The organism is Clostridium sp. YIM B02569 (assembly GCF_022320765.1).
GTDB lineage: Bacteria > Bacillota > Clostridia > Clostridiales > Clostridiaceae > Clostridium > Clostridium beijerinckii.
Map to the genome: position 1 here is coordinate 1 of NZ_JAKJJX010000001.1, position 15,624 is coordinate 15,624.

Consider the following 15,624-nt stretch of genomic DNA (forward strand, 5'->3'; position numbering starts at 1 on the left):
GTATTCCTAATTCCTTAGTTAGCATAGAAGTAAATTTCATCATTATCATTGGTCCAATAATAATTGCATGATCATATTTCTTACCTTGATTATTAACTAGCTCTTTAAGCATATCTGATCCAGTTCCCTTAAATTCATATGAACCATCATCAGTTGTTACATAAAGATTTCCAGCAGCATTCTTTAATTTATCTTCATATATTAATAAATCTTTGTTTCTGCTTCCCAAAATAACATCTACAGCTATTCCATGTTCATGCATCCATTTTACTTGTGGGTAAACTGGTGCTGCACCAACTCCACCTGCCACAAAGATGAAATTCTTTTTCTTTAATTCTTCTATATCCTCATGTATAAATTCACTTGGTACACCTAATGGTCCAACAAAGTCAGCTACATGATCCCCTTCATTAAAAGCAGCTAACTGTTTTGTTCCTTTTCCTACAGTTTGAAAAACTATAGTTACTGTTCCTTTTTCCTGATCATAATCTGCTATAGTTAAAGGAATTCTTTCACCTTTTTCATCATTTTTTATGATAATAAATTGTCCAGGCTTTGCAGATTTTGCTACTCTTGGAGCTTCTATATCCATTGAAAATATATTATTTGTTAGCTCCTTTTTATTCACTATTTTATACATTTACGTTCCTCCTAATTTAACCAAGTAAACTTGATTCAGATGATTTTTTCTATTCATCTGAATCTTAGTATAATTTTTGTTCTTGCGAGAATATACTTTATCTATAAGTACCATTTAATATCTTTATTGCTAATTGCAAATTCTATATAGATTAAGATTTAGATACAAGTTCTTTGTCTGGAGATACTAATATCTTAACATGTTTCTTCTTTTCTGGACCTGTTAATGCTCCAAACCCTTCTTCAACTATATCATCTAAATGTATTTTCTTTGTTACATATCCTTCTGCTTTTATTCTTCCATCTTTCATTTGAGCCATAGTTGCTGGGAATTCATGTCTGTATGCTAATGTTCCAATGATTTTCTTCTCAGTGAATACTAATACATTAGGATTAAATTTAACATCATTTTCCCATATGCTAGTTACAACTAAAGTTCCTTCAAACTTTAAGCTATCTATACCTGTATCAAAACCTATTTGAGCTCCTGTAGTTTCAAACGCCACGTCAACTCCTAATCCGTTAGTAAGCTTCTTAACTTCCTCTGCTATATTTACTTCATTAGGATCTAATACTACATCTGCCCCTGCTCTTTTAGCATACTCTTGTCTTATAGATTTTCTTTGTAATACTATTATTAATTTTGCACCGGCTGCTTTTAAGCACTCAATAGTTGCTAGTCCTATTGGACCAGATCCTAGTACTAACGCAGTATCCCCTGTTCTAAAATTACCAATTCTAATTGAATGTAATGCTACTGCCATTGGCTCAACTAAAGCAGCTTGTTCGTAAGACATTTCATCTGGAATCTTATGTACGAATTCTTCTGGGAAAACTGTATATTCAGCAAGTCCTCCACCACTTCCGCAAAGTCCATGGAAACCTAATGATGAACATAAATTATATTTTCCTTCTAAGCACGCTGGACATTTTCCACATGCAACTATAGGTTCAACTATTACTCTATCTCCTGGTTTAAAATTCTTTACATTAGGACCAACTTCAACGACATCTCCTGAAAATTCATGTCCTAAAACTACTGGAGCTGTTGTACCACTTAATGGGTGAGGTTGTCCTACTGGTATAAATATAGGTCCTCCTAAATATTCATGTAAATCTGATCCACATATTCCACACCATTTTACTTTAATCTTTACACCATTAACTGTAACTTTAGGTTCTTCAATTTCCTCTACTCTAACGTCTTTCTTTGCATACCATAATGCTGCTTTCATCTTAAAACTCCTCCTTGGATAAATTGTTAATTAATTCACATATATTTTATTAAGCAATTTCCATGCCAAGTTATGAATAAGATTATATTTTTTTGAGTTATTTAGGTTATTTGCTTGATATAATTTTATTTTACCTATTATTTATAGTATGATTTTATATAAAAACTATTAACTATAAAAGAAAAACGTATCAAAACGATACATTTTATTTTCTCATTTTGATACACAGATTTTTCTTTTCTCATTTTGATACATCTATATGATATTTTTTTATCTTTCTATATAAAGTTGCTCTTCCTATACTTAGCAATTTAGATGTTAGTTGAAGATTTCCATCACATTTTTTTATAGCATCCCTTATGGCATTCTCTTCTAATACATCAAGAGGAACTATTTTAATCTCCTCTTGTTTTAGAGGCTCTTGATGCAAAGTTTGTGTCATATTATTGTAATCTAAATTGTTTATATCTATATTCATCATTTCATCTTCACTCAAGTAATAATCTCGCTCAACAACATTCTTAAGTTCTCTTATATTTCCATCCCAATCGTATTTCTTTAACTTATCAATATATTCCTTACTTACAGTTATAATCTTATTTTTGTTTTTTATGTTTAGCCTTTGAACAAAATCATTTACAAGTACATCTATATCATCTTTTCGCTCTCGTAATGGAATAGTCTTTATTTCCATTACACTTAACCTATAATATAAATCCTCTCTAAAATTTTTCTTTCTTATTTCATTTTTCAATATTCTATTAGTAGCACCAATAACTCTAACATTTAGCTGCTTCTCATAAGTCCCACCGACTCTAACGATCTTTCCATTATCTAAAACCCTAAGAAGCTTACTTTGAATATCTAATGGCAGCTCACCAATTTCATCGAGGAAGATTGTCCCTCCGTCTGCTAATTCAAACTTACCTGGATGCCCTTCTTTTGATGCTCCAGTAAAAGCACCCTTTTCGTATCCAAATAATTCACTTTCAACTAATTCGCTAGGTATTGATGCACAATTTACAGCGACAAACGGACCTCTAGCCCTATCACTATAATTGTGTATCGACTGAGAAATCAACTCTTTACCAGTACCGCTTTCTCCTTGTATTAGTATATTGCAGTCACTTTTTGAAGCCTTTTTAGCGAAGGCTATCATATTTGCCATTTCTTTGCTTGTTGTCATAATGTCTTTAAATTCATATTGTGCTTTATATCCCACAAACTTATTTACTAGTTTATGTACAATCTTAACTTCTGTAAAAGTTATTACCATACCACTACTCTTACCATTTTTATTTAATGGCAAGACATTTATAACACATTTTATTATGTCATTATTTATAGAAAAATCCCATTCTATATTATTTAAAGATTTATTTTTTTCTTGTAATAATTTTTGAAAGTCTACACCATTTAGTACTTCATTAATTTTCATATTCATTGCTTCTTCTAATGATATATTTAGAACTTTCAAAGCTCGTCCATTTATTCTTTTAACTTTCATATACTCATTAATAACTATCATGCCTTCTGATATGGAATCAAATGTCACATTAAGTAACTTATACGAAATAGCGAGTGCCATTTGCTTCTGTATTGATTGTGCCGCAGCAGTTACTATACCTAACGTATGAGAATGTGCATTATAATAATTTCCAGACATATTTATACATCCAATTAAATTATCATCTTCGTCATAAATAGGAGATGCAGAACAAGTCCAAGAGTGTTGATTTACCCCATAATGTTCTGCTCCTATAGTTTGCACTGGTTTACCAAGGTATAAGGCAGTCCCTATAGCATTAGTTCCAACTACATTTTCTGACCATAATTCACCCTTAAGAAAGTTTAATTCCTCAATTCTCTTCATTATATCGTTATCGCCTATTACATCTACTATATATCCATCTTTATCTGTTAAAAATAATGCAAATCCTGATCCTCGAACCATGCTATAAATACTTTCCATAACAGGCCTAGCTACAGATATGAGTTCATTATTTTTATTAATTAATTCATTTATATTAGAATATCTAACATGACCCTTACCATCATAAGGGTCAACACCGTAGTTCATGCATCTTATCCATGAATCACCAATTTCACTTCTAACCTTAGGATTGACATTTCCTGTAGAAATAAAGTCTTTCCAAGCCTTATTAATAAAATCCACATAATTCTCCATATATTTCTCCTATGCTTACACAAAGATAAATTTATCATTTATTATATCTTATATGATAAACTTATTAAATATATATGTCGAATTTAATAATATTTAAATTTGATGTTAGTTTTTGAATAATATAAATACATCACTCTAAAATTTGAAAATCATTTAATATCCATACATAATTCTAATCCAAAGTAACGCTTATGTTCATCATCAATAAATTTTAAAGGTCCATTATAAAGTATTGTTCCTGCATATTTCCCCTTCGTTATAACAATAAAATTTTTCAAATTATGGTCTGATGATCTTAAATTAAATTGAAATTCCCTAAGTTCTTTTTGAATAGCTTTGGTATCCAATTTCATCATCCCAAGTTCTGTAATTTCCTCATCTGATAACTTTTTATCGTTATCCATATCTCCGATTTTAATTAAAGCTGTCGCTAAGTCTGTTCTAATTTCACTAGCATCAACTATTTTGCCATCAGATCCAAAATGATTTATTTGAAGATTCTCATTTGATGTTCTTTCCGTCTCAATAATATTCACCGTTTCACTAAGCATACTGATATCGGTTTTAAAGTCATCAACTGCGAGGCTACTACTATTTGTACATTCAATAGAATTATATAACCTTACTATACTTGCCAAAAAAATAATTAACAATAACAGGAGAAAAAGCATTTTTATTAGATTAATTTTTCTTATAACTATGCTATCTATATTAGACTTATAATTATAAGACAGTAAATTTCTAGTATACATTCTTTCACCTATCCTTTAAAATCTATTTATTTACATTATTAAGTGTAATACCCGATTATTAATTAACACTTGTTTCCTTGTAAAAAGCATGTTAAAAATCCTCCTGTTTTTACTGATTTTATATAGATAATTCAACTAAGACCTTAACCTATGCATATAACTCGCCGAAATGAATAATAAGGCTTAGAAATGCAATTTAATAACATTTCTAAGCCTTATTTTAAAATAAATATTATTCACTAATCTATTCCTATTAATTTAACTATTTTTTTGTTTATGTACCTTATATTATATATATTCTATTTATCTGATTTTTTATTCTTTTTTGCCGTATCTTTGTTGTGTACCTTATGGTTCAACTTATCATCATCACTATCTATCTTAATTTTCACCTCTTTAGTTTCAGAAGCTTCTACTTTATCATTAGCATCTATATCTTCTTTGCGTAATTTTATTTTATCACTATCCTTAACTTTTAAAGCACCACACTTAGTATCCTTTTTAGCTTTTATATCTTCGCTATCTATTATTTCTATCACTGAATCCTCAAGTATACGGGTTTGGCATGCCAATCTATATCCATCATCAATTTTTTCTTTTCCTAAAACTTTTAATTCTTCTTTGGTTGGTTCAGAAAGTTTTCCCTCTATAACTTTAATAACACACTTTCCACATTTTCCTTTTCCTTCACATGAGTCATTAATTTTTACCTTAGCATTTTTAGCAGCTTTTAAAACCTTTTTCTCATCTTTAACTTCTACTTCACTTATAAACTTAACCCTTACTGACATTCTTTCCCTCTCCTTTAAATCTTATATTGATAATTTTAAATTGACAGTTGTAACTTTAGTAAATCTACCCTCTAAAAATTCTATGATTGTTTACATCTACAACTTCTCAATTAAAACTTAAATCCAAAATTATTACTCTAAATACTTATCTTTATTAAAATTATATACTTTAAATCATGATACTATACAAAACCTACTGCGTTGCATGTTTCAATAGCACAATATTTCTATTTTCAACTTTCTCTCCACATTTTTTAGCAGTAACGATGACATAAATAGCAAATCAATGTACTTATTTCAAATAACATATAAATGAAAAATAGAGTCACCTTTTGTTGGTAACTCTATTTATTATATAATCCATATACTCGATCTATATTTAAATCATTACCATCTACTTCCTCCAACCCTAACACTCCAGTTCCTCATTTTCTTTGCAGTTTGGTCACTTTGATAAGCTTTAATCTCGTTTTCAGCTCTCTTTCTTCTTTTAATTATATCCTTAACTGTTTTTTGAGTTAGTTCTTTTGGAGTCATATTATCCCACCATCCTTTTTATTTTTGAAATTAAATTTCATCATTACATAAAGTCAATGGTAAATATATTAAGTTTGTACACATTAATTACTTGGTATAGTATTAAAATCACATCATTTATTCTATAAAACGCTGTACTTAAAATTTATTTATCTTTTACTGTAATTATACATCACATTTCTAATTTTTCACCATAATGCGTATAAATTATATTTAATATAAGCATTAAATTAGTAAATTGTTTTAAATACAACCTTTCTAAATCTATATGCTCATATCATACAACAAAATTGTTAAATTTCTGCACGTAAAATTTTAAGATAATGTTAAAAATTCCATATTAATAACTATCATAAACTAACATTATTTTATTATTCATAAAAGTAACACAACATTAACATACCTTTAATGCTATCTTAGCTTTTTATAAATATACTATATCTATAAAGAATTTAACCATTCTTTGCTTCCTCAATTAAGAATAACCCTGTGGAAGTTTTCTAATATCAATAATTAATAAAGGAGATGTAAATAAAATGAATACTTTAAATATCTGTATTGATATCGACGGAACGATAACCAATGCTTATGACTGGCTAGATATGGCGAATAAATATTTTAAGAAGAATATAACAGAAGATCAGGTGACAGAATATGAAATTCATGAAGTTATGGGTATAAAAAGGCAGGAATATGACGATTTCTATAATAAAAATAAGTTCAAACTTCACTCAGATCAAAAACTAAGAGATGGTGCTAAACTTGTTATAACTACATTGCATCAATTTCATAATATATATTTTGTGACAGCTAGAGATTTAGAGCTAAAAACACTGACTCATCTATTTTTAAGAAACAATGAAATACCTTATGATAACTTATTTGTTTTAGGTAGCCACTACAAGGTTGACAAAGCACACGAATTAGATTGTAATGTTTTTATTGAAGATAACTACAATAATGCAATTCAGCTATCGGAGGCAGGATTCAACGTTCTTCTTATGGATACAAATTATAACAGGAAACCTATAAATGATAAAATAACTAGAGTTAATAACTGGAATGAAATATTCTTAATTATAACAGAACTATCTTCACAAATTAAAGCTGTTTAAAAAAAGCCTCTCCTTAAAAGAATTAGGATAAGCTTTTATCTTAATAACTAATCATCTATCAGCCTGTATCCAACACCAACTTCTGTATAAATATATTGTGGCTGTGCTGGATTCTTCTCTATTTTCCTTCTAAGGCTTGCCATAAAAACCCTAAGTGATTGAGTTTCATTACCTAAAGCTGCACCCCAAATTTCATTAATTATGAAATTATGGGTCAATACTTTTCCTGCATATTTACAAAGTAGTGCCATTATTTTATATTCTATAGGGGTTAGATGTATATCCTCGTCATCTATACTAACTTTTCTTTTATTAAAATCAACAACCAATCCCTTGACCTTAAATATTTCTGTATTTTTATTTTCAGATGCATTTGTTACACTGTGCCTTAAAGAAACTCTAATTCTCGCTAATAATTCTCCAATTCCAAAAGGCTTAGTCAAATAATCATCTGCTCCTTTGTCTAAAGCCTCTATTTTCTGTCTTTCATTTTCTCTTGCTGAAACTATTATTATAGGTATTTTAGACCATTCTCTTACCTTTGCGATAACATTGATTCCATCAATATCTGGAAGTCCTAAATCCAATATTATCAAGTCTGGCTTATGAGACATAGAAAGCGCAATAGCTTCAATTCCTTTCTCTGTTTCCATATAATTAAATCCTTGTGCTTTTAATGATGCTGTTATGAAATTTCTTATGGGCCTGTCATCTTCCACTACAAGAATATATGGCTTATTATCCATCTATCTTTCCCTCCTTTGGAATGTTAAATCTAAAAATTGCGCCTCCTTCATCTTTGTTCTGGGCGCTGATTTTCCCACCATGTCCTTCAACTATAGATTTACAAATTGCGAGCCCAAGCCCAACACCTCTTCTTGAATCAGATATTTTATCTCCATTTGTAAAAAATCTATCAAATATATGTGGTAATATTTCTTCTGATATTCCTATCCCATCATCTATTACCTCAAATATAACATCACCTACTTCCTCATATACTTTAACCTCAATTAAAGCTTCCTTAGGAGTAAACTTAATAGCATTATCAAAAAGATTTATAAGAACTTGCTCAATTAAATTTCCATCCATAGATAACATTATAACATCTTCTGGAACTGTCACCTTTATCTCATGATCTTTCAATCGTTTTGAAGTTCTTTGAACTGCTTCATATACAACTTCTTCTACGAGTTCAAGGTTCTTTTTAATTTTCATGTTCCCACCTTCAAATCTAGTCATGCTGAGTAAATTTTCTACCAATCTTATAAGCCATTCAGTATCATCATAAATTCCTTGAAAAAGTTCATCTTTAGTATCTTTAGATAGAAGTTCTCCTGTTTCAATGATAGTACTTATTGCTCCTTTTATCCCTGCAAGTGGACTTCTTAAATCATGGGAAATTGATCTTAAAAGATTACTTCTTAATCTCTCACTTTCAATTTCTAACTTTGAATTTTTCTGAGTTTCAGCGAGAATTTCTCTATCTAAAGCAATATATATTTGACTAGCTACAGTCTCGAAAATGAATTTTTGTTCTGGTTTTAAGTTTCCAGTGATACAAGAGACACCTAACACGCCTAATACTTTATTATGACTTTTCAGAGGCATATAATATCCTTTTGCTCCATAGAAAGTATTAGTTCCCGTACCTGACTCTTTATCATTTAATAATGTCCAATATGCAACAGCTTCTTCCTCTTTATTTAGCAATGTCCGATCTTTCTCACCTTTAGTAGCCGTATAAATAAAAGGTGTTGTTAATTTATTTTCTTGAACTAAGTAGCAAATAACTGTTCTTTCTAGTAATCTAGATAAATATTTTATCCCTATTCCCACAACATCAGCTGTACCTGTTGCACTTAGTAACTTTCTACTTACTCTATATAAAATTTGTGTTGTATTCTCTCTTGCTAAAGAATTTTGTGCTTCCCTTTGTATCTTGCTTGTGAGGGTACCAATTGTAAATGTCACTATTAACATTATTGGAAAAGTAGCTAAGTAGCTTTTATCATAAACTTCAAGAGAATATCTTGGATCAGTAAAAAGAAAATTAAATAAGAATATACTTATGATTGAACATATAAATCCTAAAAGATACCCTCTTGTTTTCATATTTACTATAATTACACCCAGAATAAAAATCATGATTACATTTGCTTCACGAAAGCCTATGTAGTCTATGAATAATGAAATCATTGTAGATATAATCATTATTAAACTAGCTGTTAAGATTTCTTTCCACGAAATATTGAACCTTACTTTTTTTCTTTTTATAATATTTTCTTTTTCTTTATTAAAAGTTGAATTTGGTATAACATAAACGTCTATATATGAATTAGACTCCATTAATTTATCAACTATATCTCTAGCATAAATTCTAAAAAAATTATTTGGTTTTTTATGATTTTTTCCTATTATAATCTTTGTGACATTTCTAAATTTTGCATATTGAATTATTTGTTCAACTATATCATCGCTATATACAGTTACTATCTCTCCACCCAATTCTTCTGCCAACTTAAAATTTGCACTCAAACTCTCTTTATCTTTTTTATTTAAATTTCTTGACTTTGTTGTTTCCACATAAAATGCTATCCATTTTGAATGATGTGCTTCTGCCATTCTTCTTGCTGTTCTTATAACTCTTGAAGAAGAAGGTGATGAAGAAATGCAGGCTAATATTGCATCGACTGTTGGCATTACAGTTATTTGCCCTTTTGACAACCTTACACTTTCTACTTCATAATTTACTCTATCAGCAGTTCTTCTTAATGCAATTTCTCTAAGTGCAAATAAATTATTTTTAGTAAAAAAATTATTAAATGCTTTTGTCGCTTGTTCCTTATCATACACTTTTCCATCACTAAATCTTTTCAAAAGTTCATCTGGTTCAATATCAATTAATTCTACTTTATCAGCCTCATCAAATATTTTGTCCGGAATTCTTTCTCTAACTGAAATATGGGTTATACTTTCAACTATATCATTTAAGCTTTCTATATGCTGAACATTTAAAGTCGTATAAACATTTATTCCTGCCCCTAAAAGTTCCTCAATATCCTGCCATCTTTTTCTGTGCCTTTGCTCACTAGCATTTGTATGAGCTAGTTCGTCTACTAGCATAATTTCAGGTTTTCTAATAAGAGCCATATCCAGGTCAAATTCTTTTAAGGTTATCCCCTTATACTCAATAATCCTATTTTCTATACTCTCAAGTCCATTTAGCAATGCCATAGTTTCTGGCCTTGCATGTGGTTCTATATAACCTATCACTACATCGTAGCCCAATTTCTTCATATCATGTGCTTCCATAAGCATTGCATAACTCTTGCCAACACCAGCAGCATAGCCAAAAAATATTTTCAATTTTCCTCTTGAAGACACATTCTCTTCTTTTTTTATTTGATTTAAAAGATACTGTGGATCTGGCCTTTCATCTACTCCTATTTAAATCACTCCTAACCTCTCCGTAATTTTACCTTTTTCCTAATGAAATTATATATCTCCTGATAATAATATAAAAGTGATTTTGTTTATCCTCAGGAAAAGTTGTTTTTATTTAATAAAGTTATTTTTATTTAATAAAGTTATTTTTATTTAATAATGAAGCTATTTCCATATTGACTTTTAGAACATTTACTCTTGGTTCACCAAATACCCCAAGTGTTCTACCTTCAGTATATTTATCAACTATTTTTTGAAGATCTGCTTCACTTATTCCTGATGCTTTTGAAACTGCTGGAATTTGAATTTCTGCCGCCTTTGGACTTATATCAGGATCTAACCCAGAACCAGAACTTGTAAGCAAGTCTGTTGGTATATCTTCTTTCTTAACTCCAGGATTAGCAGCTAAAAATTCATTTATATCTTTTTCAACTCTTTCTCTAAGAACTTCATTGGAAGGAGCCAAATTTTGTGATCCTGAGCCAACTCCACTATATACTACTTTTCCACTTTCATCTGGTACATTATCTGCTTCTGTATAAGTGTTATAATTTACAGCTGAAATTCTTCCTCTAAAGAACCTTGGATCTGTGAAATTTTGTCCTATAAGTTCTGATCCAACTTCATTTCCATTAACAGTTATCATACTTCCATTAGCTTTTTTATTAAAAGCCAACTGGCTTATTCCAGTCATTAAAAGAGGATATATAAGCCCACAAAGTACCATAAAAGTAATACTTAACAGAATAGATTTTTTGATTATTTTCATATAAAAATCTCCTTTTCTTATTGAGGTGCATAATTTTTTCTTAGCCAATAATCTTCATTATCTAAGTTAACCAATATTAAGAATTCTAACTAACGGAGTAATAATCATGTCAATTACCTTTATTCCTATGAATGGAACAATTACTCCACCGCCTCCATAAATAAGCATATTTCTAAGCAACATCATCTCTGCTTTCATCGGTTTATATTTTACACCTCTCATTGCTATTGGAATAAGTAGTGGTATTATTATTGCATTAAATATAAGAGCCGATAGTATAGCACTATATGGTGTTGAAAGTCTCATTATATTCATAATCTGCATTTCAGGTATAGCTACTGTAAATATTGCAGGTATAATAGCAAAATACTTTGCTACATCGTTAGCAATACTGAAAGTAGTTAAAGCCCCCCTTGTAATCAATAATTGTTTTCCTATTTCAACTACCTCAAGAATTTTTGTTGGATCCGAATCTAAATCTACCATATTAGCTGCTTCTTTAGCCGCTGTGGTTCCACTATTCATGGCAAGCCCTACATCTGCCTGTGCTAGAGCTGGTGCATCATTGGTTCCATCTCCAGTCATGGCTACAAGTTTACCTTGTTCTTGCTCTCTTTTAATTGCAGCAATTTTATCTTCTGGTTTACATTCAGCTATAAATTCATCTACACCAGCTTCTTTAGCAATAGTTGCAGCAGTTAATGGATTATCACCAGTACACATAACTGTTTTAATCCCGATTTCTCTAAGTCTTTGAAATCTTTCAACAAGACCTGGCTTAACGGTATCTTTAAGATATATAACTCCGTATATTTTATTGTTTACGCAAACTACAAGAGGTGTTCCTCCAAGTTTCGATACTCTGTTAACAGCTTCATCTAAATCATCTGGAATAATTCCTCCCATTTCTTTTATTCTGTTTCTTATAGAATCAGAAGCTCCCTTTCTTATATCAGTACCATCAGGCAAGTCCACTCCGCTCATTCTTGTTTGAGCTGTAAACTCAATAAAATCTAAATTTTTGTACTCTTCTTCATTAATTGTTGCTTCGCTTCTTCTAGCAAGATCAACTATTGATTTTCCTTCTGGTGTATCATCTTTTATTGAACAGATTACTGAATAATTTATTAAATCTAATTTCCTTACGTTGTCAACTGGTATAAAATCCGAGGCTAATCTATTACCAAATGTTATAGTACCTGTCTTATCAAGAAGCATTGTATCAATATCGCCGCAGGCTTCTACAGCTTTTCCTGACATAGCTATAACATTGAATTTAGTAACTCTATCCATACCCGCAATCCCAATAGCTGATAATAGACCACCAATTGTTGTTGGTATTAAACAAACAAGGAGTGCTATTAAAGTTGAAATATAAATTGAAACACCCGAGTAATTAGCCATTGGATAAAGTGCAACTATAACTATAAGAAATATAATTGTTAAGCTAACAAGTACAGTATTAAGCGCAATTTCATTTGGAGTTTTTTGTCTTGATGCTCCCTCTACAAGAGATATCATTTTATCCAAAAATGACTCACCTGGTGTTGCTGTTATCTCGATCTTTAGCCAGTCACTTACAACCTTTGTTCCTCCTGTAACTGATGCAAAATCTCCTCCACGTTCTTTCATAACAGGTGCTGACTCACCAGTTATTGCAGATTCATCAACAGAGGCTATTCCTTCTACAACTTCACCATCATTAGGAATTATATCTCCATTTTCAACTAAAACTATATCTCCTTTTTTTAATTCATTTGCATTTATGACTTTAGTTGTTCCATCAGGATTCAACAATTTTGCTACAGTATCTTTACGCATTTTCTTTAAATTATCAGCTTGAGCCTTTCCTCTACCCTCAGCTACGGCTTCCGCAAAATTTGCAAAAAGTACTGTTATAAACAATATTAGAGCTACAATAAAATTATATATTCTTAAATTACTTCCTTTATCTCCAAATAAGCTTGGATAAAATGTAAGCAATAAAGTTATAACAAAACCCACTTCAACAACAAACATAACTGGATTCTTTATCATATATTTAGGATTTAATTTCTTAAAGGACTCTATAATCGATTCTCTTAATATATCTCTTGTAATAAATTTAGACTTTTTTCTTTTATCACTCATATTATTTTTCTCCTTGCTTTCTACTTCATAATAATCAATTCCACAATGTTAAATGTTCTGCTATTGGTCCAAGCGCCAAAGCAGGTAAAAATGTTAATGCTCCAATTATTAAAACAATTGCAATTAGAGTTAATGCAAACATTGTATTATCTGTTCTAAAAGTTCCTATTGTTGTTGGAATTGTTCTTTTGGCGGCTAAAGAGCCAGCTACTGAAAGAAGAATTATAATTGATAAATATCTTCCATAAAACATCACTATACCTGTCGTAGTATTCCAAAACAGATTATTATCTCCTAACCCTTCAAATCCAGAACCATTATTTGCTGCTGAGGATGTAAATTGATAAACTATTTGAGTTAACCCATGAAATCCTGAATTTGATATTCCTGCAATTCCCTCTGGCGATATTAATGCCAAAGTTGAAAACATCAATATTAGTAATGGGTGAATTATTATAGCTAATGCTATAAGCTTAATTTCTTTACCTTCAATTTTCTTTGATAAAAATTCTGGTGTTCTTCCAACCATAAGTCCACATAAAAAGACAGTAAGAATAGCATACATCATCATATTCATAAAGCCTACGCCCTTACCTCCGAATACAACATTAAGCATCATATTCATAAGAGCAACTGCTCCACCTATAGGTGTTAAGGAATCATGCATATTATTAACTGTTCCTGTTGTGAAGGACGTAGTTACTGTCGTAAATAATGCAGATTGTCCTACTCCAAATCTCACTTCTTTCCCTTCCATATTCCCCATAAGTTGATTTAGTCCCACATGTGCTAATGCTGGATTTCCAGCCTTTTCTGCATAATAACATATTGGAAGTGCTATTATAAATATTCCAGCCATTGCTCCAAATATGGTCCAGCCTTGTTTTTTATTTCTAAGCATTAACCCAAAAGTATAAACTAGTGCTCCTGGAAGTATCATCATAGATAGTATTTCAATTAAATTTGATATAGGTGTTGGATTTTCAAATGGGTGAGCCGAATTTGCCCCGAAGAAACCTCCGCCGTTTGTACCTATATGCTTAATTGATTCAAGAGCTGCTACCGGGCCAATTGCTATATCTTGCATTTTACCTTCTATTGTAGTAACTGTTTTAGTTCCAGATAAAGTTTGTGGTACGCCTTGACTTACCAAAAGAATTCCCACTATTATTGATAGTGGCAATAAAACTCTTGTTGTAACTCTTGTCATATCTACAAAAAAGTTTCCCATTAACTTTCTTCCAATTATTCCTCTAATAAAAGCAATAGCTGCTGAAAAGCCTGTTGCTGCTGATGTAAACATCATAAAAATAATCACTATCATTTGACTAAAATTAGAAAGTCCTGATTCTCCACTATAATCTTGAAGATTTGTATTAGTCATAAAACTTATAATTGTATTAAAAGATAGACTTTGTTCCATTCCATTTATTTTATTTGGATTAAAAAATAAGAATCCTTGAGCTCTAAGCATTATATAACCTATAAATACCATTACAGCATTCACTGCTATAATAGAAAAAATATATTCTTTCCAATCCATTTCGTTATCTTTACTTATTCCACATATCTTGTAGATAAAGTTATCGATTTTATCAAATAGCTTGTCTCCAATGATTTTATGACCAGTGCTAACATAATATAGATACTTTCCAACTGGTACTACTATTATCATAAAAAGTAGTAAAGTTATTATTATTTGTAACCACTCCATAACTATTCCTCCTAGTTCCACTACTAATAATTTTAAAATTTCTCTGCATTAAACAATGCATACCCTAAATATCCAAAAAGTAAAATTATAATTACAACTAAACTTAGCATTTATATTCCCCCATTTATTTTCTTTTACTTGTTAGTTTGTTTTCCACACCAATTAGCAAACAGTATGATAGAAAAAAATCCTACAAATAATGATGTCAAAAAAATAAAATCTAGCATCATCATATTTCTCCTTTCGTCATTCATATCTCATATATAAATATTACTAGCTATAATATAAAGATTGGATTAAGACTTTT

The 15,624-nt window shown here is 30.3% G+C and carries 12 protein-coding genes; 1 reads left to right on the plus strand and 11 read right to left on the minus strand.

Features of this window, described 5'->3' with window-relative positions:
- From L3B96_RS00005 to L3B96_RS00030, 6 genes are all read right to left on the minus strand, one after another.
- A partial coding sequence (locus L3B96_RS00005) for a sulfide/dihydroorotate dehydrogenase-like FAD/NAD-binding protein (RefSeq protein ID WP_238858499.1) occupies window positions 1–640 on the minus strand: 640 nt, incomplete at its 3' end.
- Window positions 641–791: 151 nt separating this feature from the next.
- Window positions 792–1,874, minus strand: a complete 1,083-nt coding sequence (locus L3B96_RS00010; protein ID WP_011968796.1) for a 2,3-butanediol dehydrogenase — start codon at window positions 1,872–1,874, stop codon at window positions 792–794.
- A 241-nt stretch (window positions 1,875–2,115) separates the two neighbouring features.
- A complete protein-coding gene (locus tag L3B96_RS00015) occupies window positions 2,116–4,062 on the minus strand; it encodes a sigma-54-dependent Fis family transcriptional regulator (protein WP_238858500.1) in 1,947 nt (648 codons plus the stop codon).
- A 149-nt stretch (window positions 4,063–4,211) separates the two neighbouring features.
- Entirely contained in the window at window positions 4,212–4,700 is a 489-nt protein-coding gene (locus tag L3B96_RS00020; RefSeq protein ID WP_238858501.1) for a hypothetical protein, read from the minus strand.
- 413 nt (window positions 4,701–5,113) lie between these two features.
- On the minus strand, window positions 5,114–5,605 hold the full coding sequence (locus L3B96_RS00025; RefSeq protein WP_238858502.1) for a 2Fe-2S iron-sulfur cluster binding domain-containing protein: 492 nt from the start codon (window positions 5,603–5,605) through the stop codon (window positions 5,114–5,116).
- Between the two features lie 387 nt (window positions 5,606–5,992).
- A complete protein-coding gene (locus L3B96_RS00030; protein ID WP_173706928.1) occupies window positions 5,993–6,142 on the minus strand; it encodes a hypothetical protein in 150 nt (49 codons plus the stop codon).
- Window positions 6,143–6,678: 536 nt separating this feature from the next.
- Between L3B96_RS00030 and L3B96_RS00035 the strand changes: the two genes are divergently transcribed.
- Window positions 6,679–7,257 (plus strand): hypothetical protein, encoded by a 579-nt coding sequence (locus L3B96_RS00035; protein ID WP_238858503.1) that lies wholly within the window; start codon window positions 6,679–6,681, stop codon window positions 7,255–7,257.
- Between the two features lie 47 nt (window positions 7,258–7,304).
- Here the strand turns inward: L3B96_RS00035 and L3B96_RS00040 are convergent, their stop codons facing one another.
- The 5 genes from L3B96_RS00040 to kdpA all read right to left on the minus strand — a co-directional run bounded on the left by L3B96_RS00040 (window position 7,305) and on the right by kdpA (window position 15,317).
- On the minus strand, window positions 7,305–8,003 hold the full coding sequence (locus L3B96_RS00040; RefSeq protein ID WP_238858504.1) for a response regulator: 699 nt from the start codon (window positions 8,001–8,003) through the stop codon (window positions 7,305–7,307).
- Entirely contained in the window at window positions 7,996–10,707 is a 2,712-nt protein-coding gene (locus L3B96_RS00045; protein ID WP_343073041.1) for a sensor histidine kinase KdpD, read from the minus strand. The genes L3B96_RS00040 and L3B96_RS00045 overlap by 8 nt, the downstream gene beginning before the upstream one ends.
- A gap of 127 nt (window positions 10,708–10,834) precedes the next feature.
- Window positions 10,835–11,473, minus strand: a complete 639-nt coding sequence (locus tag L3B96_RS00050) for a K(+)-transporting ATPase subunit C (protein ID WP_238858505.1) — start codon at window positions 11,471–11,473, stop codon at window positions 10,835–10,837.
- A gap of 66 nt (window positions 11,474–11,539) precedes the next feature.
- On the minus strand, window positions 11,540–13,603 hold the full coding sequence (gene kdpB / locus L3B96_RS00055) for a potassium-transporting ATPase subunit KdpB (RefSeq protein WP_238858506.1): 2,064 nt from the start codon (window positions 13,601–13,603) through the stop codon (window positions 11,540–11,542).
- 34 nt (window positions 13,604–13,637) lie between these two features.
- Window positions 13,638–15,317, minus strand: a complete 1,680-nt coding sequence (gene kdpA, locus L3B96_RS00060; RefSeq protein ID WP_238858507.1) for a potassium-transporting ATPase subunit KdpA — start codon at window positions 15,315–15,317, stop codon at window positions 13,638–13,640.
- Window positions 15,318–15,624: the final 307 nt, after the last annotated feature.